Origin of the sequence: Lacibacter sediminis (assembly GCF_014168535.1) — a bacterium.
Lineage (GTDB): Bacteria > Bacteroidota > Bacteroidia > Chitinophagales > Chitinophagaceae > Lacibacter > Lacibacter sediminis.
The window spans coordinates 3,025,671-3,049,682 of the sequence record NZ_CP060007.1; the positions used below are offsets into that span (position 1 = coordinate 3,025,671).

The 24,012-nt window shown below is 40.5% G+C and carries 22 protein-coding genes; 7 read left to right on the plus strand and 15 right to left on the minus strand.

Annotation, left to right across the window (positions count from 1 at the left end; all coding sequences use genetic code 11):
- Positions 1 to 2 precede the first annotated feature (2 nt).
- The 3 genes from H4075_RS12830 to H4075_RS12840 all read right to left on the minus strand — a co-directional run bounded on the left by H4075_RS12830 (position 3) and on the right by H4075_RS12840 (position 3,201).
- Entirely contained in the window at positions 3 to 764 is a 762-nt protein-coding gene (locus tag H4075_RS12830; protein WP_182801238.1) for a tRNA1(Val) (adenine(37)-N6)-methyltransferase, read from the minus strand.
- Between the two features lie 68 nt (positions 765 to 832).
- Complete coding sequence (tsaD, locus tag H4075_RS12835; protein ID WP_182801239.1) at positions 833 to 1,873, minus strand: tRNA (adenosine(37)-N6)-threonylcarbamoyltransferase complex transferase subunit TsaD; 1,041 nt, start codon at positions 1,871 to 1,873, stop codon at positions 833 to 835.
- Between the two features lie 80 nt (positions 1,874 to 1,953).
- Positions 1,954 to 3,201: an ABC transporter permease gene (locus H4075_RS12840; RefSeq protein ID WP_182801240.1), complete on the minus strand. Its 1,248-nt coding sequence runs from the start codon at positions 3,199 to 3,201 to the stop codon at positions 1,954 to 1,956.
- Positions 3,202 to 3,367: 166 nt separating this feature from the next.
- On the opposite strand from H4075_RS12840, the gene H4075_RS12845 reads away from it, so the two are divergent.
- Positions 3,368 to 4,960, plus strand: a complete 1,593-nt coding sequence (locus tag H4075_RS12845; protein ID WP_182801241.1) for a peptide chain release factor 3 — start codon at positions 3,368 to 3,370, stop codon at positions 4,958 to 4,960.
- 125 nt (positions 4,961 to 5,085) lie between these two features.
- Positions 5,086 to 5,625 (plus strand): GNAT family N-acetyltransferase, encoded by a 540-nt coding sequence (locus tag H4075_RS12850; RefSeq protein ID WP_182801242.1) that lies wholly within the window; start codon positions 5,086 to 5,088, stop codon positions 5,623 to 5,625.
- A 38-nt stretch (positions 5,626 to 5,663) separates the two neighbouring features.
- On the opposite strand, the gene H4075_RS12855 is transcribed toward H4075_RS12850, so the two are convergent.
- A complete protein-coding gene (locus H4075_RS12855; protein WP_182801243.1) occupies positions 5,664 to 6,179 on the minus strand; it encodes a YkgJ family cysteine cluster protein in 516 nt (171 codons plus the stop codon).
- 240 nt (positions 6,180 to 6,419) lie between these two features.
- Between H4075_RS12855 and xerD the strand changes: the two genes are divergently transcribed.
- The gene (gene xerD / locus H4075_RS12860; RefSeq protein WP_182801244.1) at positions 6,420 to 7,325 is read left to right on the plus strand and encodes a site-specific tyrosine recombinase XerD; all 906 of its coding nucleotides are present in this window, start codon (positions 6,420 to 6,422) and stop codon (positions 7,323 to 7,325) included.
- Positions 7,326 to 7,351: 26 nt separating this feature from the next.
- The gene (locus H4075_RS12865; protein ID WP_182801245.1) at positions 7,352 to 8,443 is read left to right on the plus strand and encodes a glycoside hydrolase family 18 protein; all 1,092 of its coding nucleotides are present in this window, start codon (positions 7,352 to 7,354) and stop codon (positions 8,441 to 8,443) included.
- Positions 8,444 to 8,452: 9 nt separating this feature from the next.
- On the opposite strand, the gene H4075_RS12870 is transcribed toward H4075_RS12865, so the two are convergent.
- The 6 genes from H4075_RS12870 to H4075_RS12895 form a co-directional block, all read right to left on the minus strand.
- A complete protein-coding gene (locus tag H4075_RS12870) occupies positions 8,453 to 8,911 on the minus strand; it encodes a hypothetical protein (RefSeq protein ID WP_182801246.1) in 459 nt (152 codons plus the stop codon).
- A 28-nt stretch (positions 8,912 to 8,939) separates the two neighbouring features.
- Positions 8,940 to 10,214 (minus strand): coiled-coil domain-containing protein, encoded by a 1,275-nt coding sequence (locus H4075_RS12875; RefSeq protein WP_182801247.1) that lies wholly within the window; start codon positions 10,212 to 10,214, stop codon positions 8,940 to 8,942.
- Between the two features lie 230 nt (positions 10,215 to 10,444).
- Positions 10,445 to 11,035 (minus strand): T9SS type A sorting domain-containing protein, encoded by a 591-nt coding sequence (locus H4075_RS12880; protein ID WP_182801248.1) that lies wholly within the window; start codon positions 11,033 to 11,035, stop codon positions 10,445 to 10,447.
- Positions 11,014 to 11,337 (minus strand): hypothetical protein, encoded by a 324-nt coding sequence (locus H4075_RS12885; RefSeq protein WP_182801249.1) that lies wholly within the window; start codon positions 11,335 to 11,337, stop codon positions 11,014 to 11,016. The genes H4075_RS12880 and H4075_RS12885 overlap by 22 nt, the downstream gene beginning before the upstream one ends.
- 11 nt (positions 11,338 to 11,348) lie before the next feature.
- The gene (locus H4075_RS12890; RefSeq protein WP_182801250.1) at positions 11,349 to 12,395 is read right to left on the minus strand and encodes a carboxypeptidase-like regulatory domain-containing protein; all 1,047 of its coding nucleotides are present in this window, start codon (positions 12,393 to 12,395) and stop codon (positions 11,349 to 11,351) included.
- A gap of 93 nt (positions 12,396 to 12,488) precedes the next feature.
- Positions 12,489 to 14,366, minus strand: a complete 1,878-nt coding sequence (locus H4075_RS12895) for a vWA domain-containing protein (RefSeq protein WP_182801251.1) — start codon at positions 14,364 to 14,366, stop codon at positions 12,489 to 12,491.
- A 96-nt stretch (positions 14,367 to 14,462) separates the two neighbouring features.
- On the opposite strand from H4075_RS12895, the gene H4075_RS12900 reads away from it, so the two are divergent.
- From H4075_RS12900 to H4075_RS12910, 3 genes are all read left to right on the plus strand, one after another.
- Positions 14,463 to 15,044 carry an RNA polymerase sigma factor gene (locus H4075_RS12900; RefSeq protein WP_255460188.1) on the plus strand — a complete coding sequence of 194 codons (582 nt, stop codon included), beginning with the start codon at positions 14,463 to 14,465 and terminating at the stop codon, positions 15,042 to 15,044.
- 66 nt (positions 15,045 to 15,110) lie between these two features.
- Positions 15,111 to 16,325: a carboxypeptidase-like regulatory domain-containing protein gene (locus H4075_RS12905; RefSeq protein WP_182801253.1), complete on the plus strand. Its 1,215-nt coding sequence runs from the start codon at positions 15,111 to 15,113 to the stop codon at positions 16,323 to 16,325.
- Between the two features lie 75 nt (positions 16,326 to 16,400).
- Positions 16,401 to 17,234, plus strand: a complete 834-nt coding sequence (locus tag H4075_RS12910; RefSeq protein ID WP_182801254.1) for a DUF2911 domain-containing protein — start codon at positions 16,401 to 16,403, stop codon at positions 17,232 to 17,234.
- 64 nt (positions 17,235 to 17,298) lie between these two features.
- On the opposite strand, the gene H4075_RS12915 is transcribed toward H4075_RS12910, so the two are convergent.
- The 5 genes from H4075_RS12915 to H4075_RS12935 form a co-directional block, all read right to left on the minus strand.
- Positions 17,299 to 17,775, minus strand: coding sequence for a hypothetical protein (locus H4075_RS12915; protein WP_182801255.1), 477 nt, complete (start codon positions 17,773 to 17,775; stop codon positions 17,299 to 17,301).
- Between the two features lie 27 nt (positions 17,776 to 17,802).
- Entirely contained in the window at positions 17,803 to 19,518 is a 1,716-nt protein-coding gene (locus tag H4075_RS12920) for a sodium:solute symporter (RefSeq protein ID WP_182801256.1), read from the minus strand.
- Positions 19,519 to 19,631: 113 nt separating this feature from the next.
- A complete protein-coding gene (locus H4075_RS12925; RefSeq protein ID WP_182801257.1) occupies positions 19,632 to 19,802 on the minus strand; it encodes a hypothetical protein in 171 nt (56 codons plus the stop codon).
- Between the two features lie 25 nt (positions 19,803 to 19,827).
- On the minus strand, positions 19,828 to 22,395 hold the full coding sequence (locus H4075_RS12930; protein ID WP_182801258.1) for a PIG-L family deacetylase: 2,568 nt from the start codon (positions 22,393 to 22,395) through the stop codon (positions 19,828 to 19,830).
- A gap of 142 nt (positions 22,396 to 22,537) precedes the next feature.
- Positions 22,538 to 23,944 carry a nucleoside recognition domain-containing protein gene (locus H4075_RS12935; protein ID WP_182801259.1) on the minus strand — a complete coding sequence of 469 codons (1,407 nt, stop codon included), beginning with the start codon at positions 23,942 to 23,944 and terminating at the stop codon, positions 22,538 to 22,540.
- Positions 23,945 to 24,012: the final 68 nt, after the last annotated feature.

Sequence of the window (24,012 nt, forward strand, 5' to 3'; positions counted from 1 at the left end):
AGTTACAGATACAAATAATAGTCCTTCAGCAAATTCACAAATTGAGTTGTGTATTCATTGTTTTCGTCTTTAACAGCAAGTTCTTCAACAACAGGTTCTGTTGTCGTTTTACTAAACAACAGCATTGATCTAAAGTAACCATGCTTAACTGTTTGCTTTACCTGTATATGAGTACGGAGATGCAGATTATACCCTTCGGCTAATTCAATCATCCGCTCTGTACGCACATAAGGAAGCAACACAGCAAAGCTTCCATCATCTGTTAAATTATCATTCACAATCCTGATCAATTCATCCAGCTTTAAGCCTTCATCATGCATTGCTACATTTCTGTTTGCAGTACCTGATTTCAAATCACCTTCATAAAAAGGAGGATTAGAAATGATAAGATCATATTTTTTTGAGAAGCTGAATTGTTTTACATCAGCATGGAAAAGCTGCAATCGCTCTTTCCAAATTGAAGCTTCAATATTTTCTTCTGCTTGTTGATAGGATGGTTCATCAATTTCAATTCCATCGATCAATGCATCATACTTTTGAGCAAGCATTAGCATTAACAATCCAGTACCTGCACCAATATCAAGAATAGTGAGTGGTGAATGGTGAGTGGTGAGTGTGTTTGATCCACTTCGTACCTCGTACTTCTTACTTCGTACTTCCCCGGCAATCCACGCCCCAAACAAACAACTATCGGTGCTCACTTTCAACGCAGCTTTTTCCTGCTGAACTGTAAATTGTTTGAATTGAAAATAATTATTGGGCATGAATGATGAATAATGAGTGATGAGTATCGGACTACGACTAACAACTATCGGCTAAAGGCTAACTAAAACTACCATTCCGCCCTTGCACTCGGCTGCACACTCAACGATGCAAAATCATTCGCCAGGAACTTGTGATAACCTGTAATAGCGATCATGCCTGCATTATCGGTACAATATTCAAATGAAGGGATAAACGTTTTCCAATGATACTTCTCGCCCATTTCAGTAAAGGCTTTACGTAATCCGCTGTTGGCACTCACTCCACCTGCCAAACAAATTTGTTTGATGCCTGTTTGCTGCGATGCCTTTTTCAGTTTGTTGAGTAAGATCGAAATAATACGTTGCTGAACGGAAGCACAAATATCATTGAGGTTTTCGGCAATGAACTGCCTTTGTTGTTCTTCACTTGCCAAAAACTCTTCCTTGTAAACAAGGCTTGTTCCTGCATTGCGCAGGAAATAAAGAATAGATGTTTTCAATCCACTGAAACTGAAATTAAGTTCAGGAATTTGCGGTTCAGGAAATTTGAACCGATCAGGATTTCCGAGTTGTGCATACTTATCGATCAACGGCCCACCAGGGTAAGGAAGCCCCAGCAACTTCGCTGTTTTATCAAATGCTTCGCCTGCAGCATCATCAATCGTTTCGCCCAACACTTTCATTTGCGTAGCACTTTCGCACAAAACAATTTGCGTATGTCCGCCACTAACTGTTAAACAGAGAAAGGGAAAGGAAGGTTTTTCTTCCGGAATTAAATTCGCCAGTACATGCGCCTGCATATGATGCACAGCGATCAATGGAATATCCAACGCAAGTGAAAGTGATTTGGCAAACTGAGCACCCACCAACAACGAACCGATCAAACCCGGGGCTTGCGTAAACGCAACAGCGCTGAGTTCAGTTTTTTCGATACCTGCTTTCTTCAACGCTTCATCAACAACAGGAACAATATTCTGCATATGTGCACGGCTCGCTAATTCAGGCACAACACCGCCGTATTGCTCATGCACAGCCTGTGTGGCAATTACATTTGAAAGAATAACACCGTCACGACAAACTGATGCTGATGTTTCATCGCAGGAAGATTCAATAGCGAGAATTGTGATCAAAACAGGAATGAAGAATTAATAATTAAAAATGGGAAATGTAAAATTACAGCAACCTGACCATTCATCATTCATTTCTCATTTTACTTACTCCTTATCGCCACCACCGGATCCATCTTTGCTGCAATAAATGCAGGAATAATACCCGCCAATATGCCTGTGAAGATGCATACAGCAACAGCTCCAAGAAATAAACCGATAGAGATAAATACTTTGAATTTAAATACGGCTGAAAGGATAAATGTTAATCCAAACACGAGTGCAAGTCCGATGATACCACCCAGCACACAAAGGAATGCACTTTCCATCAGGAACTCGGCAAGAATTGTTCTGCGTTTAGCACCTATTGCTTTTTTCAAACCAATAATACTTGTGCGCTCACGAACAGTTACGAACATGATATTGGCCACGCCAAAAATGCCGACAATAAACGAGAGAATTGTAATAGCAATACCACCAATGGTCATACCATTAAAAATAGAAGTGATCTGTGTGGCACCACTGCTAACATCGTTCAAAGCAAAATTATCTTCCTGTTTAGGATTGAGTTTACGCACACTACGCATTACACCACGTAACTCATTCTTCATGTCTTCGGTTGGTACATTTTCTTTTCCTTTCACGATCATAAAACCATCACTGCGGCTTTCGTTACCCACCTGGCTGGCAAAACGGTAAGGAATAATAATTACGTTATCAAAATCCCAACCACCCAGCATGTTTTGGCCCTGCTTTTTTACAATACCAATCACATTTACTTTACGTCCTTTTATCTCCACATTTTTACCTAAAGCGTATTCTGCTTTTTCAAATAATTTTTCTGCAACATTATATCCCAACACCACACTGGCAGTACCGTATTCAAATTCATTGGTTGAAAGATAACGTCCCCACCCTATTTCAACAGGTTGAATTATACTAAACTCTTCAGTAACACCATACCAGCTCACACTCGAAAGCGACACATCTTTGTAATCAATAGCAGATGCATTGAAATAGGTATAAGCCACATTACTCGCCAGCGACATTCGCTGCTTTACAGGAGCCATTTCTTTAAACTTCGAATTAGGTCGGTTTGCATATTTCCACCAGGGGTATTCGCCACCGCCGCCCCATGGCCATTTCTGAACATAAATTGTGTTATTGCCGAACGATTTGAATTCGCTTTTAATACTGCTCTCAAGGCTGCCCACTGTAGCCATTACACTGATGATGCAAAAAATACCAAACGTAATACCCAACAGGCTTAAAAAAGTCCGCAGTTTGTTCTTCCGTAACTCCTGAGTGGCAAAAAGGAGGCTGTTCCAGAAAATTTCGAAGGTTTTACGCATACCCAAATTTATAGTGATTTGTCGATGCACAAAGAAAATTGTTACAAATGGAAGCCCTCTGCGGCTTACCTTTGCGGGCTTGAAAAAGAGCCGATAGCCTTCGTCGCAAGCCATTAGCAATACCTGCCGGCTTGCAGCGAACAGCTTGAAGCTTGCAGCTTTAGTTATGAAGTTTACAAACGAAATCAATCGCCGACGGACATTCGCTATCATTTCTCACCCGGATGCCGGTAAAACAACGCTCACTGAGAAGTTGCTGTTGTTTGGCGGTGCCATCCAGGTGGCAGGTGCCGTAAAGAGCAACAAGATCAAGAAACACGCAACGAGTGATTTTATGGAGATCGAACGGCAGCGTGGTATCTCCGTGGCTACATCGGTTATGACCTTTGAATACAACGGCACACTTATTAACCTGTTGGATACGCCTGGTCACAAAGACTTTGCAGAAGACACTTACCGTACGCTCACGGCAGTCGACAGTGTTATTCTTGTGATTGATAGTGTGAATGGTGTAGAAGATCAGACCCGTCGTTTGATGGAAGTTTGCCGGATGCGTGATACACCGGTGATCGTTTTCATCAACAAAATGGATCGTGATGGTAAGAACCGTTTTGATCTGCTGGAAGAAGTGGAGAAAGAATTGAATCTGCATCTGCACCCCATGACATGGCCCATTAACAGCGGCAAAGATTTCAAAGGTGTGTATGATCTCGATAAAAAATCATTGGTACTGTTTACCCCCAATACAAAAGCGAGTGATGAAGATGTGGTAGAGATCAAAGATCTTTCTGCTACTGTACTTGATGAAAAAGTAGGCGAGATTGATGCCAAAACCTTGCGTGAAGATGTGGAACTGGTGGATGGTGTGTATGGTGATCTTGATACAGCTGAGTACCTGAAAGGAAAAGTTGCACCTGTATTCTTTGGCAGTGCCGTAAATAATTTTGGTGTGAAGGAAATGCTAGATACGTTTATCCGCATTGCACCTCTGCCGCAAAGCCGTGAAACTTCAACCCGTCATTTAGATGTGCAGGAAGATAAATTCAGCGGATTTATTTTTAAGATCCACGCCAACCTTGATCCGAAACACCGTGACCGTATTGCGTTCCTGCGTGTGTGCAGCGGTAAGTTTGAGCGTAATAAATATTTTCATCATGTGCGTTTAGATAAGGATGTACGTTTCAGCAATCCTTATTCGTTCATGGCCCGTCAGAAAGATGTGATTGAAGAAGCTTACCCCGGTGATGTGGTTGGTTTGTTTGATACCGGTAATTTTAAGATTGGTGATACCTTGACCGAAGGTGAAGATTTTTACTTCACCGGCATTCCTTCTTTCTCACCAGAGTTGTTTAAAGAAGTGGTGAATAAAGATCCTATGAAAACAAAGCAACTGGAGAAAGGTTTGTTACAGTTGACTGATGAAGGTGTTGCACAATTGTTCACACAGTTTGGCGGTAATAAAAAGATCATTGGTTGTGTGGGCGAACTGCAGTTTGAAGTAATACAATACCGTTTGTTACAGGAATATGGCGCCAGTGCCGAGTTCAGAGCTATGCCTTATTACAAAGCCTGCTGGATCACCAGTAAGGATCAAAAGAAGCTGGATGATTTCACCCGTTTTAAAACAAATAATATTGCAGCCGATAAAGACGGGCATTTGGTGTACCTCGCACAAAGTGAGTGGTTCTTAAATACAGAGCGTCAGAACAATCCTGATATTGAGTTTCACTTTACGAGTGAGATACATAAAGAGGGATAAGAAGAAGTAGGAAGTACGAGGAACGAAGTACGACATACCTGATCTCTCGAAGCACATTTTACACCCTGGCGATAATTGCAGATTGCAGAATTACGATTTCAAATTAACAGCAGCAGCAACTTGTAATGATACTTTTCACATCAGAACGCTTATACGTACAGCCTTACACAAAGGATGATGCAGATATTTTCTTTGCATTGAATGGCGATGCAGAGATCATGCAGTATATCCGTGAACCGAAGAGTAAAGAAGAAAGTGATGCTTTCCTGGAAGAAAATCTAAAATTCTACAATGATCATCCCGGTTTAGGCCGCTTTGCGGTGTTTACAAAAGACGACAACAGCTTTGCAGGTTCCTTCTCACTCCTGTCAATTGATAACAGCGAAAACATTCATCTTGGATATGCGTTGCTGAAACCGTTTCACGGCAAAGGATTAGCAACGGAGTTAGTAGTGGCTTCGTTTGATTATGTATTCCGTACCATTCCGAACGAGAGCGTTCATGCATTAACGGTTGCTGAGAATATTGGCTCGCAGAAAGTGTTATTGAAATGCGGCTTCAGGTTTATTACGACAATGGACCATGAAGGTGATGAAGTAATGGTTTATGAGTTACAAAGGGACAAGGCACAAGATTCAAGTAACAAGTCTTTAACTCACCGTTAAAAAAGTCCTGCATCAGCCATCCTAAATCAGAAATCCAGTTAAACCTTCCCTATCTTCTCCATCATCTTTTCTACCAATTTATAAGTAGCAGGGCAATACTCAACATTCTGTTTGTACACATGCACCCACTCGGTAAAATTCTTTTTGGTGTGATGAGGGAATGTGGCACAATCAACAGGACGTATTTCGTAAATAGAACACTTATTATCTTTTAAGTTGAGGAACTGGCAAGGTTGCTTTTTGTTCATTATATCACCGGTGCTGCGTTCTTTGTACAACCACTTTGCGGTAAACTCTTCCGGTGTTTGATCGAAGTGAGCAGAGATACGTTTAATATCCTGCTTGGTGAAAGTAGGGGTCATTGTTTTGCAACAATTCGCACATGCAAGACAATCTGTTTCTGCCCACACTTCTTTGTCCATTTCCTTTGCAATTTTATCTACACCTTTTGGTTTCACTGTTTCCAATCGGGTAAGGAAATAACGGAACCGACGACGGTTAGTGTTCATTAAACGCTTAAAGAAAGGAAGGTGCATGGGCTTCGATGATTGCATACAGGGATTGATTATTAAGCAGCGAATATAATGAGCAATTGGCAATGAACAATAGGCCACGGAGAATAAGCAATTAGCAAGATTGAATTGGCAATAAGCAGTGGGCAATAGGCAATCTGCAATGAACCTCATTCTTGACTCTCTCAATCTTTCCGTCTTTCCGACTTCCAGACTTTCCATTCTACCCACTTTCTTACTTTAAAATCTTCTTATCTTCCAAACTTCAACCGTGTTTGTAATATGTGGGATCCATATAAGAAAGGATTTAAAGCTTACCTGCAACTGGAACGTTCGCTGAGTGAAAACTCGGTGGAAGCTTACCTGCATGATGTCGAAATGCTTACACAATACCTGCAAACTGTAAACGATCTGAAGAACCCATCAGAGCTTGTATTGAAAGACCTGCAACAATTTACAAAGTGGGTAGCTGAACTTGGCATGAGTGCCGGTAGCCAGGCAAGGATCATCTCCGGGCTCCGGCAATTTTATAAATACTGTTTGCTTGAACAGATCAGTACAACCGATCCTACTGCATTGCTTGAAGCGCCAAAGCTGAAACGAAGTTTACCCGATACGTTGAGTTATGAAGAGATCGAAAGCATGATCAACAAGATCGATCTCAGTAAACCGGAAGGTGGGCGTAACAAAGCCATTCTTGAAACAATGTACAGCTGTGGTTTGCGTGTAAGTGAAGTGGTGAATTTAAAATTATCGAATCTTCATCTCGATGTAGGCTTTATTCGTGTAATTGGCAAAGGCGATAAAGAACGCTTAGTGCCAATTGGCAGCAGTGCCGTTAAATACATTACGATTTATGTAAAAGATATTCGTGTGCATGTGCAGCCGAAAAAAGGAAAAGAAGATTTTGTTTTCCTCAACAGGTATGGCAGCGAGTTAACAAGAGTCATGATCTTCCTCATCATTAAGCAACTGGCAGCACAGGCGGGTATTACAAAAAATATTTCACCACATACCTTCCGGCATTCATTTGCCACGCATCTGGTGGAAGGTGGTGCCGATCTGCGTGCCGTACAGGAAATGCTGGGACATGAAAGCATTACCACCACTGAAATTTATACCCATCTCGACAGGGAGTATCTCCGCAAAACGCTGGAAAAATATCACCCGGGTTTTGGGAAGAAATAATTAATTAAACTACGAATACTAAAGCGATGAAACAACGCATTTATTTCACTCTATTCTTGCTCCTTTTTTCTTTTACATTTTGTGCAGCACAAAAAGGCAGCAAGATGGAAGTGATCGCTTATTATTCAGGAAGTATTGACGCGATTGACAAATACAATGTTGAAGAACTCACACAGATCATTTTTTCATTTGGACATTTAAAAGGGAATCGGTTACACATCAGCAATGCAAGAGATACGGCCAGGATTCAAAAACTTGTATCACTCAAACAGCGTAATCCAAAATTAAAAGTGTTGTTATCACTTGGTGGCTGGGGAGGTTGTGCACCATGTTCTGATGTGTTTTCAACTGCTGATGGTAGAAATGAATTTGCGGTATCAACAAAAGAACTACTAGCTTTTTTTAAAGCAGATGGCATTGATCTCGATTGGGAATACCCGGCTATTGAAGGACATCCCGGTCATGCATATAAAAAAGAAGACAAGGCGAATTTCACTTCGCTGGTACAGGCACTTCGCAAGTCATTGGGCAAAAAGGCAATCATTAGTTTTGCTGCGGGCGGATTTGATAAATTTTTACAGGAATCGATCGACTGGCAGGCTTTAATGCCAGTGATCAATTATGTAAACCTGATGAGTTATGATCTTGTAAGCGGCTTCAGTACTGTTACAGGTCATCACACCCCACTCTATTCAAACAACGAACAGAAACAATCAACTGATAATGCGATCAGGTATTTCAAATCGATCAATGTGCCTCTGCAAAAAATTATTATTGGTGCTGCTTTTTATGCACGAACCTGGGAAAATGTAAAAGATGTAAATAACGGTTTATACCAGAATGGAAATTTTAAACACTTCATTTCATATAACCAGTTTGACCAGCGATTAAATAAAGACAGTGGCTTTGTTTATTTCAGGGATAGCTTGGCCCGGGCACCCTATGCATATAATAAACGAAACAACACATTCGCCACGTTTGATGATGAAGTGTCTGTTGCTGCAAAAGTGAATTATGTAAAACAACATCAACTCGGCGGCATCATGTTCTGGGAATTGTCACTGGATAAACCGGTGAACGGTTTACTGGGTATTATCAATAAAGAGAAAAACAAATAACACCACTATCTAAACCGGCAAGAACATCAGTAAACTTTTCACTTGCTCCCTGATACGCTCGACAGCCGTTGAGCGATGCTTAAATTCAATGCCGTGTATCTCAGCCATTAATTTTTCAAGTTTTGCTGCCGAACTATACAAATGTTTCGTAGAATAAAGTTTGCCATTCTGCAATGTGAACGGGATCGATATATCTAACCTGTTGGCATAATAACGGCTGCCCAATTGAAACTGCATCCGGTAATTGTTATTGATAGTTCCGGGCTCAAAGATCAGGATCATATCATGAAGCCTGTCGAAGCGCCAATGCTTTTCATAAAAAAGAAAATTAAATACCTGTAATTGATAAGAAGGATGTATAAAAATGGCATCCCTGCCTGCTGCCTGCAGGGATGCCAAACTGATCACTTCTTCTCCTAACTTGTTTTGCAGCTCTTTTGAAATTTCAGCGGTATTGAATAACAACATATTTATCATTAAGGGATATCAGAAAATCTTAACGGTACTGCATTTCGCCTTCGCCATTTACTACAGCTGCCTCCGCAGTTGCATGATTAAAATGAGCAAATCTTGTTTCAATATCTTTCATGGCCAGGATCATTTCTTTCGACAGTTGTTCACGCTCACTGAGTTTATGCTGTAACAGTTCAATCTGCAAAGAGAGTTCGTCTTTTTCACGAATGAATTCTGCAATGGTTTGTTCTTTCTCGTGAACCTGTTTACTCATCAGCGTAAGGGATGATTCAAACGCCTGTAATTTTTCTTTCCAGGTATTCTCCTTTTGTTCAAGCGATGAGTTTACCAACTGAAATTGTTCTTCCAGCTGTTGCTTCTCTTTCGCTATGTGTTGCAACTCCACAATATCCTCTTCAACCATTCGCTTTTCCTGTTGCAACCTTGCTATATTTTCATTTAACCGTTCATTGCTGGCAAGCAATTGTTCATACGAATAGGTATCACGCAGTATTGCAGTTAAATGATCTCTGAATTCTTCAACTTTTTCTGCCACTTGCGTAGCATGAATGCGGGTGGCAGTAATGCCGGCCTTTTGTACAAGAATATCTTCATTTATATTATTTGTTGCTGCTATATTATTCAGTTGTTGCTTTAAGCGTTCAATTTCTTCTTCTAATGCCTGCTCCCGTTCAGTAGTTTTGGCGAGCAACACCTGTTGCTGCAGTTGCTCAACCTGCAATCTTGCTTCTGAGAGTTCAACACCAAACTGCTCTTTTAATTTTTCTGCTTCGGCAAGCTGTTCCTGCAGCTGCTCTTCAAACTTTAATTTATCGTGGTTAAACTGCTCCACCAACAACTCCTTTGAGCTGTTGCTCTCCCTCAATTGCTCGTATGCTTCGTTTACATGAAGTTTTTCCTGTTCGGTATTGCGTAATTGTTGTTCTAACTCAAGTAAACTACGCTCCTGTCTTGCTATTTTATCCTGAAGATTCTGTAATATTTGTTGGCCAGCCTCTGTTTCTACATCTTCTCCTTCAATAACATTGCCTTGCCGAAGTTGCTCGATATGTGTTAACGCTTTTGCATACTGCACCTGCAGTTCCATATGTCTTTTTTCTGCTGCTTTCAATTCATCCTGCAACATCAATTCAGCTTCTTCTTTACGTAATATCTCTGAGCTGAATTTATTCTGCAATGTTTCCAATTCAAGTTGCAACTCTTCAGTTTCGTTTATACCAGTTCTTGAACGGTACTTATCGAAGAAGAGTTTTGCCAGATAGCCTGTTGCCAGTGCCAGCAAGATGGTTAAAAACAATTCAGGTGTGTTTAAGGAATAGATTGTTCCCGGGATCACATAAACATTCATAATAAATTCTCCTTTATGTAAGTTTCATTGCTACAGATCAATTCAGGGGTAAATCGTTCAACAAAAAGGATTTGCGGGAGTTATCAGCTAAAATGCAAATATCAAACCAAACTTATTTTTTGTGGATAAGAAAGAAGGCCGCTAAAGCGGCCCGTTTATAAGTGTTCTTCCTATGCTGTTTATTGAACAACTATTTTACTGCTTTGGATAAGCTTCTTTTGCTCATCTATTATCTGAACGATGTACATACCGGGCAGAGTTTTGCCGTTTAAATGTATTTGCTCCGTTTCGCCTTTACCGCTGACCTGTTTTTGAAAACTGGAAATCAATTGGCCTGAAGAGCTAATTATTCTGATTTGATATTGACCGGATTTTACGTTAGAGAACGAAATATTGATGGAAGTAGATTGTGAAACAGGATTGGGATAAACATAAAAAGCACTTTTTGCAATTGATAGCATCTCATTTTTTTGATCCAGAGGTTCTAATTTAATCTCACTTTTACTATTTAGAATACTCTTTAAGTTTAGCTTGCTGGTTTTATAACCAATCGATGAAACGATTATGTCATAATCATTTGTCTTTAATGAATCTGTTTCAAATCGTCCGTAAGCATCTGCAATAAAATAACTCACTTTACCTGTTTTTACTGACTTTGCTTCTACTGTTGCATTACTTACTGTTAGCAAAGTCTTAGCATCCCGAATAACAAATTTTCGATGATACGCTTTTTTGGTTGTAATGATGATTACGCCATGTAATGCACGCAACCATAAATTGATTCGGCTGTTGGCGTTTTCAAAATTTGTATTTCGAGAATGTCAGCCGGATTTATTTGAGCGATATCCGAGGACTCATACAATACCCCATTAACAACATACAATGGAATGTTATTACTGCTAATACTTCTTGAACATCTAATGCGAATAGTTAATGCCGGGCCGGGACGCCCACCTTGTAATATCTGTTGAACTGCAGTTGGCGCTGCTGACGGCAATGCAAACATTTGCTCCTGGCTAAACGAGTGACAAACCAACAAGAGCCACCCGATTAAACTCATACATTTTTTCATGAGTATCGTTTTTATTGAACTGAAAGTTTTGTTGTCTGTACCAGTTTCTTTTGCTCATCCAATACCTGCAGCACATACATACCTGCGGTCATGTTACTACTAAGGTGTATCTGTTCTGTTTCACCTCTGCCGCTGATCTGTTTTTGGAAACTGTAAAACAATTGTCCTGTTGCATTCAATAAACGTATTTGGTATTGCCCGGGTTTAACATCGGGGAATGAAATGTTGATAGTGCCTGTTGCAGCAACAGGATTGGGATAAACTTTTACTTTAGCCGGCAGCAATGTATCTAAAATAGAAACCCTGCTACGTGTTATGATTGAAACAGCGCCAGTCATCCCTCCCATTCTTCGGGTTTGATACCCTACTACTATTACACCCAACATGTCAACTGTGGCCGCTTTCATTTTTACTATAGCTTCATTCGCCCTTTTCAGTTCACTGGCTTTTATTTCTTTCATTTCATAACCAATACTGCTGAATTGGAGCTCCGATTTCTTTGAAGGAAGATAAATGGAATAGAGCCCTTTTTCGTTTGTTACAACTCCCTGGTTCGTGCCCTTTATCATAATTGAAACACCCGCCAATGGCTCTTTTGTTATTTCATCAATTACGCTTCCTGAAATAAATAAAATTTTTTGTTGCCTTGAGGTACTATACCCGCCAATTACTATAACTTGTTCCTTAGCTGTTTCCGATGATGGCAAACAAACTGTCTTATTTGCCTGTTTCGGCACCTGCTCTTTAAACTGTCCCTTCGCTTTTGTTGCAAACAAAAAAGCTGGTAACAATAAACCGGCTGCATATTTCAAGAAAGATGAAGCTGGTTTCAATTCTATTTTCTGAATAGGTCTGTCTAACTGGTCATCGGTAAAACGGCCGCAGGCAGAACCATTGTAATTATTAAAGAACGAAATGATCTCTTCATCTGTTTGCATAGTGAAATCAACAACATTCTTTTGACAGGAAGAACAGAATCGTCCCTGTTCAACCGGCGTCATTTTGTTCCAGTCTTCATGACAGGGATCAGCAATACTGAGGTATAATTTTTCGCTCATAGCAGTTTTGGTTTAGTGGTGAATAAAAAAGAGACTGTGTGTTATTGGAGGATTAGGGCCAGGCCGCTAAAAGCGGCCAGACCCGGTGATGCATTAGTCAATCACTACACTTTCATCTCGCTTGGTATGTTTCTTTGCCAATGATTGCACATTCTGTACAAGCTTGATAAATTCAGTTCGATATCCCTCTTTATCCGCACCAATAGCGGCATTGGCCTGGCGGATCACTTTTTCATACGTGGTATTGCCTTTAAATTCAGAGTTGCGTAACAGCATACCAAACTGTGCAACAGCAGTGGCAAAACGGAAGTTTTCTGATGTTTTCTCAAACGGTATCTTTTCATCGAGTAACGGATGAACCATCAGCTTACTTTCATTTGCATCGGGTTCTTTATAACGGAACTTAATGGTCATGATTTCGTTTTTCAATCCACTTTTTTTATTCTTCGCTGGTTGCTGGTATTTCAATTCATCTACATCTTCAATAAAATCACTTTCAACACCCACCGGAATAATTTCATATAAAGCTGTAACAGTATGTCCGCTTCCTAATTCACCAGCATCTTTTTTGTCGTTATTGAAATCTTCTTTATTCAATAAACGGTTTTCGTAACCAACCAAACGGTAAGCCTGTACCAATACCGGGTTAAATTCAACCTGCAGTTTTACATCTTTTGCAATGGTGAACATGGTGCCGCCAAATTCATTCACCAATACTTTCTTTGCTTCATTCATTCCATCGATGTAAGCATGATTGCCATTGCCTTTATTCGCCAGCTTCTGCATTTTGTTGTCTTTGTAATTACCCATGCCATAACCAAGCACGGTTAAGAATACACCGCTTTTGCGTTCTTCTTCAATCAGGCGTTCCATTGCATCATCGCTGCTCATGCCCACATTGAAATCTCCATCGGTACAAAGGATCACACGGTTATTTCCTCCTTTTTTGAATTGTTCTTTAGCAACATTGTAAGCAAGCTTGATACCTGCACCACCTGCTGTGGAACCACCAGCTTCCAATTTATCAATGGCAGCCATAATTTTTTCTTTATGCATTCCATTTGTAGAAGGTAATACCAAACCGGCAGCGCCGGCATAAACTACGATTGCCACATGATCCTGTTCACGCAATTGATCCACCAATAATTTCAATGACGCTTTCACCAAGGGGAGTTTATTTGCATCACTCATTGATCCGCTTACATCAATCAGAAAAACAAGATTAGATGGAGGAAGATTTGTTGTAGCAATTTCTTTTCCCTGCAAACCAACCATCACCAGTTTATGTTCTTTGTTCCAGGGGCATGCACTCATTTCAGTATTGATGCTGAATGGATCGTTACCAGTTGGCTGCGGATAGTTGTATTTGAAATAATTGATGAATTCTTCAACACGCACTGCACCTTCGGCAGGCATTTGTCCATAGTTGATCATGCGGCGAACATTACTGTAAGAGGCACCATCAACATCAATGGAAAAAGTAGATAGTGGTTCATCAGTTACTTTACGGAAACGGTTTTCAGTAATGCCATCGTAGTCTTCAGTATTGTAAACTTCAGCATCATGCATTGATAAACCTGGTGCTCTTGAACCATAAATTGCAGATGGTGTTGAATAAGTCAACTCTTTTCGCTTTTTTGTTCCATAACCAATCACCACCACCTCTTCCAGTTTTCCTACTGATGGTTTTAATTTAATGTTCACAGTTTGCTGGCTATTCAGTTTTACTTCTTGAGTTTCGTAGCCAACATACTGAAACAACAATGTACTTTTTGCTGATGCCACTTTTATACTGAAGCTTCCGTTGGCATCAGTAGCAGTTCCGTTCTTTTGTCCTTTCTCCGTAACTGAAACGCCTGCTAATGCAGCGCCGGTTTCGTCTGTTACTTTACCGGTAACAAGTACAGGTTCATAAAATGCAGTGCTGAACATGGCAGCAATAAAAACGAGTGTGGTGAATATGTAACGCATAAGTTAAGATTTGGGAATAGGATGCAGCCATTTTTAGAATTACACAACATCTCCAAAAAATATTTTTACCTAACTTCCCGCCTCAACCTGTTTGGCTTGGCATTTATTAAGGCAAAAGATGAAACCACATTAACTGACGCAGAGCTGGTACAACTGTACCGGGCAAATGCTGATTTGAATGTGCTCAGTAATCTTTACCAGCGATACATGGACCTGATCTATGGTATTTGCCTCAAGTATCTGAAAGACCCGGAAGCAGCGAAGGATGCCGTGATCAATATTTATGAAGAGCTGATCGCTAAACTGAAGCAGCACGAAGTGAGTAATTTCAAAAGCTGGTTATACACGCTCAGCCGTAACCATTGCCTCATGCAGCTACGGAAAGAAAAAGGTCATCATACAGTTGAAATTCCTGAAACGTTTATGCAAAGCGGCGAATTAATGCATCCAGATGCCGTAGAGCAAAAGGAGGAACAGCTTAACAGCATGGAAAAATGCCTTGAACAACTGCCGGCAGAACAAAAAACCTGTGTTACTTTGTTTTACCTGCAGGGCAAATCTTATGACGAGATAACTGTACAAACGGGCATTGAATGGAATAAAGTGAGAAGTTATATACAGAATGGACGAAGAAATTTGAAACTTTGTATGGAGAAAAAAGCAGCCGATAGTATTTAGTTATCAGTAAAAAGTAAAAAGATCAATTACAACGCACACGATATTGAACGTTACCTCAAACGGCAAATGAATGCTGCCGAGATGCATGCCTTTGAACGGGCCATGATGGACGATCCGATGCTGGCCGATGCAGTGGATGGTTATCAATCTGTAATTACTGAACGAAATATTGATGCTGATCTTGCCGATTTAAAAACAAAAATCAATCCCAAAAAAGAAAATGGGAAAGTGATCACGGGCTTCTTTCGCCCTTGGATGAGTGTGGCAGCAGGTCTAATTATTGTTTTAACGGCGGTATTGTTTTACCGTTATCAAAACCAAAACTCACCAGCGGAAATAGTTGCCGTGAAGGAACAGAAAGCAGAAGATACCGTTCCAGCACTGAAAGAAACAGTTGTTGATTCAACTACAGTTGCAATAAATGATGCACAACCTGTGATCACGGTTTCACCAAAAGTTTTACCACTTAAAAAAAGCAAGCAAGTAAAAGACAATGCTGCTTTAACAGAGGATAAGAGTGATTTTGCAAAATCGGAAGCAGTTGCCGCTCCACCGGTTTTGAATGAAGTTGTTATTGCACCCGCAACACCGAAACCTGCTGCAGCTCAAAAGAAAAATGAACCCTTTACTTATTCCATTGCCGATTCAGAAACAAAAGCAAAAACTAAATTACCAACACTCAATAAGTTTACCGGGGTTGTGGTTGATGAAAACAATAATCCCCTGCCCTTTGCAAATATTACAGAAGTAAAAAGTCGTGTTGGAACCTATGCCGATGCAAAAGGTAACTTCACTATGGTAGCTGCCGATTCTGTTATATCTATTGAAACAAGATCGGTAGGTTACAGCAATGCAAATGTGTTGTTACGCAATAACCAGCAACAAAAAATTGTATTGAAAGATGAGGCTGTTACTGCAGGCACCCCCACCCGGGATCAATTGTTTGAGCGGAACCGTAACCGCACTTCGGTGATGAAAGAAGAAGTAACAGAAATGGAAAGTGAGCCAGCCGACGGATGGGATAAATATTCAACTTATGTGCTAAATAATCTCCGGACTCCTGATATCAACGACAAACGCAGGTTCAACGAAACGCAATTACAAAAAGAAGTAGAACTTTCGTTTGATGTGAATCCCGATGGCAGTATTGCCAATTTTAAAGTGGAACGTTCCAACTGCAGCACCTGTAACACCGAAGCCATCCGCATTATCAAAGAAGGGCCAAAATGGAAATCGAAAACAGGCAAAAAAGAACGGGCACGGTTTACCGTTCAATTTTGATTTTCGGCAATTTATCAATACTTCTTCCGGCTTTCGTGCAACTCCCTACCTTTGCGTCCTAAATAATATTGTTATATGAAAAAGTTACTTCTCGTTGCCTTTTGTATGGGCGCACTTGTAATGACAGAAGCACAGCAATTAAGAACACCACAACCTTCCACAACGCAAAGCGTTAAACAGGAACTCGGCTTGGGAACAATTGAACTTTCTTACAGCCGTCCGAACATGAAAGGACGCAAAATTTTCGGCGATCTCGTTCCTTTTGATAAAGTATGGCGCACAGGTGCCAATGGAGCAACTACCTTAACCTTTACTGATGAAGTAATGATTGGTGGCACAAAAGTACCTGCAGGTAAATATGGCTTGTTATCGATCCCTTCTGCTGGCGAATGGACCATCATCATCAGCAAACAAACTGATGTTACATCACCTGCTGCTTACAAGCAGGATATGGATGTTGTAAGGGTAAAGGCGAAACCAATGCAACTTCCCTGGAGCTTTGAAACCTTTGGTATTTCTTTTGAAAACATCAAAGACAATGGCTGCGAAGTAATGATGGCTTGGGATAAAACATTAGTTTCTTTCCCTATTACAACAGATGTTGATGGCAAAGTAATGAAGCAGATCGAAACCATTATGAAGAGCGACAGCCGCCCTTATTTTGCTGCTGCATCATATTACGCAAGCAATGGCAAAGATCTGAATCAAGCGATTGTTTGGTTTGATAAAGCTATTGAGCAAAATCCAAAAGCATTCTGGGTGTATTATCAAAAAGCAAGTGCATTAGCTAAGCTTGGCAAAAAAGCAGAAGCAATTGCTGTTTCTAACAAGTCAATTGAATTGGCGAAAGAAGCAAAGAATGATGATTATGTAGCTTTAAATGAAAAGCTGCAAAAAGATCTGAAATAATATTTCTTCCAGTAAACAAAAAACCTCACAGCATGCTGTGAGGTTTTTTTATGCGGCAACATTTTTATTTTACGATCGGGTAACTGTTCTGTGGTAACGCTAACGGTGGCGTAAGATCAGCTGTATTGAATTTGTTGAGTGAAAAGTAACTCTTATCACAGCATTCTGTTTGTCTTGTATTATAACCAAAGAGAAGTGAATCAGTAACAGTATTGTTCAATGAAAGGTAATAGGTTGAAAAATCTTTGTTAACGGTAAACCCGGTGATATAATTAGTATCGGCAATCACCTGGAAAGAACGTTTGATATTTTCAACTGCACCACTGCTTGTTCGCTTGGCAAAGATCTTTACATTGGCTGTATCATATCGCTTTTTCACACCACCAATGAGATCATTACCTGTACTTCCAACCAAGCGGAAGGAAAACGCAGGGAGAATCGGATTTCCGCAATCTGTTCTTGCACAATCTGCGCCACCGCAGCGGCTGCCTAAAATGGAGAAAACCAAAACCGATGAAACGATCAAAAACTTATTCTTCATGGCGCAAAAATAACAGCATTTAAGTAATCAGGCCTTTTCTTTACCTGTTAAAGTTTGTATGATGAGCGACAACAGTACAACAGCCACAGCCCCAATTACATTCAACCACAGGAAAGAAATAATATCGAGATAATACACGCTTATCACAATCACCTCTGAAATAATTGCTGCGATAAACACAGCATTCCCCTTTACCTGCTTCAGATAAAAAGCCACGAGGAAGATCCCAAGTATCGTACCATAGAACCAACTGCCGAGAATATTTACAGCTTCAATTAAGCTGTTGCCGAGGTTATATGCAAAAAAGGCAATGATCATACAGAAGATGCCCCACAGCAACGTGTAGATCTTACCCCAGCGATATTCTTCCCGTTCTGTCAATGGCTTTTTTGAAAATTTCTGGTGAAAATCGCACATGGTACAAGATGCCAATGAATTCAATGCGGCAGCAATACTGCCCCACGCTGCAAGAAAAATAATAGCAATGATCAATCCAACAAGTCCAGTTGGTAATACATCACCAACAAAACGCAGAAAGATATAGTTGGTATCGTTTGTATCTGCATTGGGATCAGCTTTTTTGATCAGGCTTTTCATTTCTGTCCTGATGGCTTTGCCTTTCGTTTCAATTTCCTGCAGTTCCTTTCTTGCTACATCAACAGCTGCGTTCTGCTCAGTTTTTCTTGCATTGGTCAACGCAATGGCAACTGTCTTCTTCTGTTCCTGTAACTGATCATAATAGTTACTTGCTTCTTTATACTCATTCGCATAACTGCTCTTTAGCACCACTGCTTCCTGTGTTTTATTAAAGAATGCAGGTGCTTTAAAGAAAGAATAATAAGCAAAAAGCAAACAGCCAATGATGAGGATCAAAAATTGCAGAGGCACTTTCACAAAGCCATTCATTAATAATCCCAAACGGCTTTCACGTGTGTCCTTTGCCGTGAGGTAACGCCCAACCTGGCTTTGATCAGTTCCAAAATAACTCAACGCTAAAAAGAAACCACCAATCACCCCACTCCAGATATTATAACGGTCTTTCCAATCAAAACCATTTTCCGTTACACCTGTTGTGATCACATTCAGTTTACCGGCTTTACCTGCCACATGCAATGCATCTGTAAAACCTAATCCTTCCGGCAAAGATGTAATGGCATAATAACCGGCAATGAACATCGCTGCGTATATGATGATAAACTGCACTTGTTGTGTATAGGCAACCGCTTTCGCTCCGCCTGTTACAGTGTAAACAATCAATAAGCCACCTGTTACAATATTGGTAACATAAATATCCCAACCCAGCATACTGCTTAATACCAACGATGGTGCGAATATGCTGATGCCCGTACTTAAACCTCTCGACAGTAAAAAAAGAAAGGATGTGAATGTTCTTGTTTTGAGATCAAACCGTTTTTCTAAATACTCGTAGGCAGTAAACAGTTTCAGTTTATGAAATACCGGAACAAACACAATACATACAACGATCATGGCAAACGGCAAACCAAAATAGTATTGCACAAAGCGCATCCCATCGGTATACGCTTGTCCGGGTGCAGTTAAGAACGTAACAGCACTTGCCTGTGTACCCATGATGCTTAACAAAATCACCCACCAGGGCATTTGCCTGTTGCTGAGAAAATAACCTTCGAGGTTTTTAGAATGGCGGCTACGGTAAACGCCATATACAATAACAGCCAGCAGCGTTACTATAAGAACGATCCAATCGGTGAGTTGAAAATTCATGCAAACTGTTGGGTGAAGAAATAAAAGAAAACAATGAGCAGGATGAGTACAGTTGCCACAGCAATATACCATCCATTCCAGCCCGATTCATTTTTATTTGACAAGTTGTTCATTTATTCTTTTTCGTCATTACGTGGACGTAAATAATACATCATAAACAATGCGATACCAATACCCAACAGCAGACCATAAGCAATTCGTTTGCTGATAAAACCGATCAACAAACCAAGCCCCAACCCTACTAACAATGTGCGTTCAATACCTGCCTGTTTCTTTGTGCTCATACCTGTTTACTTATCTACTTCAAACTTATTTATTCGGCTTCGCCAGCAAGTTAGCGATTAACCTGTAAGAACCCGGAACACCTGCAGGCAGTTGCCGAAAGAAAGCCAATGCCGAATATACAAATCTTCCTTTGCCATAATCAGCAACGATCAAACTCCCGTTACGCTGCGGCTCACCAGCATCATTCATGCCAAACAGCGATGTAAATTTTGCATCGATATTATCGGCTTCGTACACGCTGCGTTCCTGTACCCAACCTTCAAAATCCTTTTCGGTGATCTTGTTCGGATAGTTCAATACGACATGATTTGGCGCAAGAAAATTCACTTTTGCATTTTCCTCCGTTACACGGTTCCTTGAAATAACAAATGGATAGGGAGAGATTTTTGATCGCAGCTGACCTAATTGATTGCTGGTGTTGTACTGCACCAGCAACACACCACCTTCTTTCACATATTGCATCAACTCGTCGTACGCATTACTCAACCATTCATGAATATTGTATGCACGAATACCTGTTACCACCGCATCGTATTGTTTCAGGTTAGCATACGTTACTTTGTCTTCTGTAAGCATTTCAACCGTGTAGCCTAATTGCTGCAAACTGTAAGGCAGAAAATCACCGGCACCATTAATATAGCCGATCTTCTTTCCAACAATCTTTGCATCAACCGTTACAACTTTTGTAACAGCATCAGGGAAATAAGTGATCACAGGAATATGATCGTATTGAATTTTACGTACACGTTGCTTATTGATAAATGAAACACCTGAAGAATAATTGGGTTGTATAAATCCTGACAACCCATTACTAAACTTTTCAGGTCTCACTTTTGCATTTAATTGATAATCGTTTCCTTTAACGAATTCAAACTTACCATTGTCTGAATTCACTTTCCATCCTGAAGCACCATTGATTGAAACAGTTCCATTTGTTTTAATGGTTGCCTGTGGTATAAATGAAAAACTGATTTGCTTTGACGTTGTGTCTTTAAACAGCAAAAGCGAATTTCCTGCTTTGATCAACGCAGGTGGATACACGATAAGTTTTTCATACAACTCTCCTTTTACAGGATCGGTATGTTTATACATTACCGGTTTTACAAACGAAAAATCAGTTCCGTAAACTGAAATATGAAATACAGCGGTATAAGACGAACTGTTTTCTGCCATTCCAATTTTTCGTTGATCATCCACCGTAAAACTTCCGGTACTCATTGGTTTTACGATCCAATATGGTTCGGTCACTTGTCGTTTTACAAGGATGCGTCTTGCAAAGTTTATATTTTGATTTGGCGTGAGTTGCTTATCAAATGTTGAGTCAACAAAATAAGGCTGCTCACTCATTTCTTTTTTCAACGCTTCATCATACCAACTAAGTTTTGATTTCAAGCTGTCACGGCTTGCCAACAATGAACTGCTATCAAGCATCACTCTCTTTAAAAGAACCGGGATCGCTGTACGGTTGATCACATTAAAGTTTACACGCAAACTATCGCCTGTAACAATATATTCCTGGTTAGTGCTCGCCTCCATCCATAAACCTGCGCATGCTTCAATCAATGACTTTACTTCATTGAGCTTTTTTATTTTCCAGTCGCCATCGTTTACTTTTTCAATTGCGTTGTATAAAGCAACGAGTGATTGAACAGATGCTGAAGGATTTTGAACTGAATAGTTTGCTACGATCTGATCGATCATCGCATTGATAGCTGCGCCACCTTCAAACCTGCTCCAATCGTTGATAATTCCTTCAGCCAGATCTTGCTGTACAGGTTCTCCTGCAGTAAGTGTAAAAAATTCCGTTGATGATCCACGCTGACTAGGCACACCAAATCCCTGGCTCTTGTGCATGCTTCTGCTTTCACTGGCAATTTCGCCATAGCCTTTACCAAGTAATGGATTAAAAGCACCCACATCTAATTTTAGCTGATCATTTGATGTGGTATTATTTCCACCAAAATTGAAGGTGTTCCAGAAAATCCGTTTTGTCTTCCATGGCTTCACACCATATTTGAATTGTTCAGGAAAACGGTTGGGATCAGCAGCGGCATCAAACGCCTCACGTGCAAGTACAGCCGAAGCTGAGTGATGCCCATGCCCTGCCCTGTTATCGGGAGGAAAACGTGTAATGATCACATCAGGTTGAAACTTGCGTATCACCCAAACAACATCACTCAATATTTTTTCTTTCTCCCAAATGCTTAATGCTTCTTCGGTTGTTTTAGAGAAACCAAAATCATAAGCACGTGTAAAGAATTGTTCAGCACCATCAATGCGTCGTGCCGCCAGTAATTCCTGTGTGCGGATAAGTCCCAGTTCAATACCCTGCTCATCACCAATAAGATTTTGTCCGCCATCACCACGTGTCATGCTTAAATAACCGGTGCGGTATAAACGCTCTTTGCTGAAATAAGCGAGTAATCTTGTATTCTCATCGTCGGGGTGAGCAGCAACATAAAGGACGCTGCCAATGACTTTGAGTTTCTTAAGCCCGAGCAAAATTTCCGCACTGTTCATTGTTTGCGGAGTTTGCGCTTTGGCTGTAAACAGTATAACGAATGAAAGAATAAAAGCGATTCCTTTTCTCATGGAAGACAATTGTTGGCTGCGAAGATAGAGTTTGCCCCTATCTGTTTCCTACCGATGCTGTAAATTTTAAATGATTAACATTTTTGCAATAAACATATTCCATACAATCACTTGCGTCTGACTACTTACCACTTACCGCACTTTACAATGACGAACCGAAAAATAAATACGCCAGTAAGATGGATGTGATAATACCAACGAGATCGGCCAGCAACATGGCGCCTACGGCATAACGGGTATTCTTAATTCCCACAGCTCCAAAGTAAACAGCGATCACATAGAATGTTGTATCACTGGAACCTTGCAACACCGATGACAAACGACCGGCAAAAGAATCGGGACCAAATGTTTTCATTGTATCAATCATCATACCTCTTGCACCACTGCCGCTTAATGGTTTAATAAGTGCCGTTGGTAACCCATCAACAAAACGTGTATCAGCTCCCATCCACATAAAAATTGATTTCATGCCATTGATCACAACATCAAACGTACCACTGGTGCGCAAAAGACTAATGGCAACTAACATCCCAACTAAATAAGGAATGATGCGCACAGCAGTTTCAAATCCTCCTTTTGCTCCTTCAATAAATGCATCAAACACATTGATCTTTTTATACAAAGCCCCCAAAACGATCGCAAGAAAAATAAACAGGATCAAGCCGTTGCTGAGCACGCTGGAAAAAGATTGAACACCATCTGCATCTAAGCGAACAAGATAAAGTACCAATGACGCAATGATAGCGGAGATACCAAGTACCCATGCCAATATCACCGGTTGAAACACATTGATCTTTTGTTTGAATGAAACGATAAACATCGCTGCCATCGTTGCAGCAAATGTGGCTACCATACAAGGCACAAAAATATCGGTGGGATTGCTGGCTTTCAGTGACGCCCTTGCAGCAATAATTGTAACAGGAATAAGTGTTAAGCCTGAAGCATGCAAACATAAAAACATCAGTTGTGCATTGCTGGCTGTTGTTTTGCTGGGATTAAGTTCCTGCAGACTTTCCATTGCTTTTAAACCGAATGGAGTTGCTGCATTATCTAAGTTGAGCAAATTGGCACTAAAGTTCATCATCATATGCCCGAATGCAGGATGGCCTTTCGGTACTTCAGGGAAAATGCGTGAAAAGAATGGACCGATAATACGTGATAACAAATTGATGCCGCCCGCTTTTTCTGCAATACTCATAAAGCCCATGAACAGGGCCATGATGCCGATAAGACCAATACAAATGGTCACAGCATCTTTACAAGTTTCAATCACCCCATTTGCATTCTGAACTCTTACCGCAACAACCTCTGATCCTTCTCTTTTATAGGTGATCTTATTCTCAGTAACTCGTGAAGAAGTATCTAAGGCCTGCAGAATAGCCGGAGAAGCACTTGTAGAATTCATCGACTTCACTTCCAGCGAATCACCATTTTTGCCGATGATCATAGAAGAAAATATCTGCTTTTCCCCCCCCATGGGCAGGTACTTGAATAACGCAACTGTGATTGCTATCAGGATGAACGCACTCCAGATTCTGCTTAACGCCATACTTCAATTTTAGATTACGGATTGAAGATTGCAGATTTTTACGAAACAGCCAAAACCATCTTTTCACA

Excerpts from the sequence above, each read along its gene's own strand:
- H4075_RS12830 (WP_182801238.1), bottom strand. The coding sequence starts at position 764 with ATGCCCAATAATTATTTTCAATTCAAACAATTTACAGTTCAGCAGGAA.
- H4075_RS12840 (WP_182801240.1), bottom strand. The coding sequence starts at position 3,201 with ATGCGTAAAACCTTCGAAATTTTCTGGAACAGCCTCCTTTTTGCCACT.
- H4075_RS12845 (WP_182801241.1), top strand. The coding sequence starts at position 3,368 with ATGAAGTTTACAAACGAAATCAATCGCCGACGGACATTCGCTATCATT.
- H4075_RS12850 (WP_182801242.1), top strand. The coding sequence starts at position 5,086 with ATGATACTTTTCACATCAGAACGCTTATACGTACAGCCTTACACAAAG.
- H4075_RS12855 (WP_182801243.1), bottom strand. The coding sequence starts at position 6,179 with ATGCAATCATCGAAGCCCATGCACCTTCCTTTCTTTAAGCGTTTAATG.
- xerD (WP_182801244.1), top strand. The coding sequence starts at position 6,420 with ATGTGGGATCCATATAAGAAAGGATTTAAAGCTTACCTGCAACTGGAA.
- H4075_RS12865 (WP_182801245.1), top strand. The coding sequence starts at position 7,352 with ATGAAACAACGCATTTATTTCACTCTATTCTTGCTCCTTTTTTCTTTT.
- H4075_RS12870 (WP_182801246.1), bottom strand. The coding sequence starts at position 8,911 with ATGTTGTTATTCAATACCGCTGAAATTTCAAAAGAGCTGCAAAACAAG.
- H4075_RS12885 (WP_182801249.1), bottom strand. The coding sequence starts at position 11,337 with ATGAAAAAATGTATGAGTTTAATCGGGTGGCTCTTGTTGGTTTGTCAC.
- H4075_RS12890 (WP_182801250.1), bottom strand. The coding sequence starts at position 12,395 with ATGAGCGAAAAATTATACCTCAGTATTGCTGATCCCTGTCATGAAGAC.
- H4075_RS12895 (WP_182801251.1), bottom strand. The coding sequence starts at position 14,366 with ATGCGTTACATATTCACCACACTCGTTTTTATTGCTGCCATGTTCAGC.
- H4075_RS12905 (WP_182801253.1), top strand. The coding sequence starts at position 15,111 with ATGAATGCTGCCGAGATGCATGCCTTTGAACGGGCCATGATGGACGAT.
- H4075_RS12910 (WP_182801254.1), top strand. The coding sequence starts at position 16,401 with ATGAAAAAGTTACTTCTCGTTGCCTTTTGTATGGGCGCACTTGTAATG.
- H4075_RS12915 (WP_182801255.1), bottom strand. The coding sequence starts at position 17,775 with ATGAAGAATAAGTTTTTGATCGTTTCATCGGTTTTGGTTTTCTCCATT.
- H4075_RS12920 (WP_182801256.1), bottom strand. The coding sequence starts at position 19,518 with ATGAATTTTCAACTCACCGATTGGATCGTTCTTATAGTAACGCTGCTG.
- H4075_RS12925 (WP_182801257.1), bottom strand. The coding sequence starts at position 19,802 with ATGAGCACAAAGAAACAGGCAGGTATTGAACGCACATTGTTAGTAGGG.
- H4075_RS12930 (WP_182801258.1), bottom strand. The coding sequence starts at position 22,395 with ATGAGAAAAGGAATCGCTTTTATTCTTTCATTCGTTATACTGTTTACA.
- H4075_RS12935 (WP_182801259.1), bottom strand. The coding sequence starts at position 23,944 with ATGGCGTTAAGCAGAATCTGGAGTGCGTTCATCCTGATAGCAATCACA.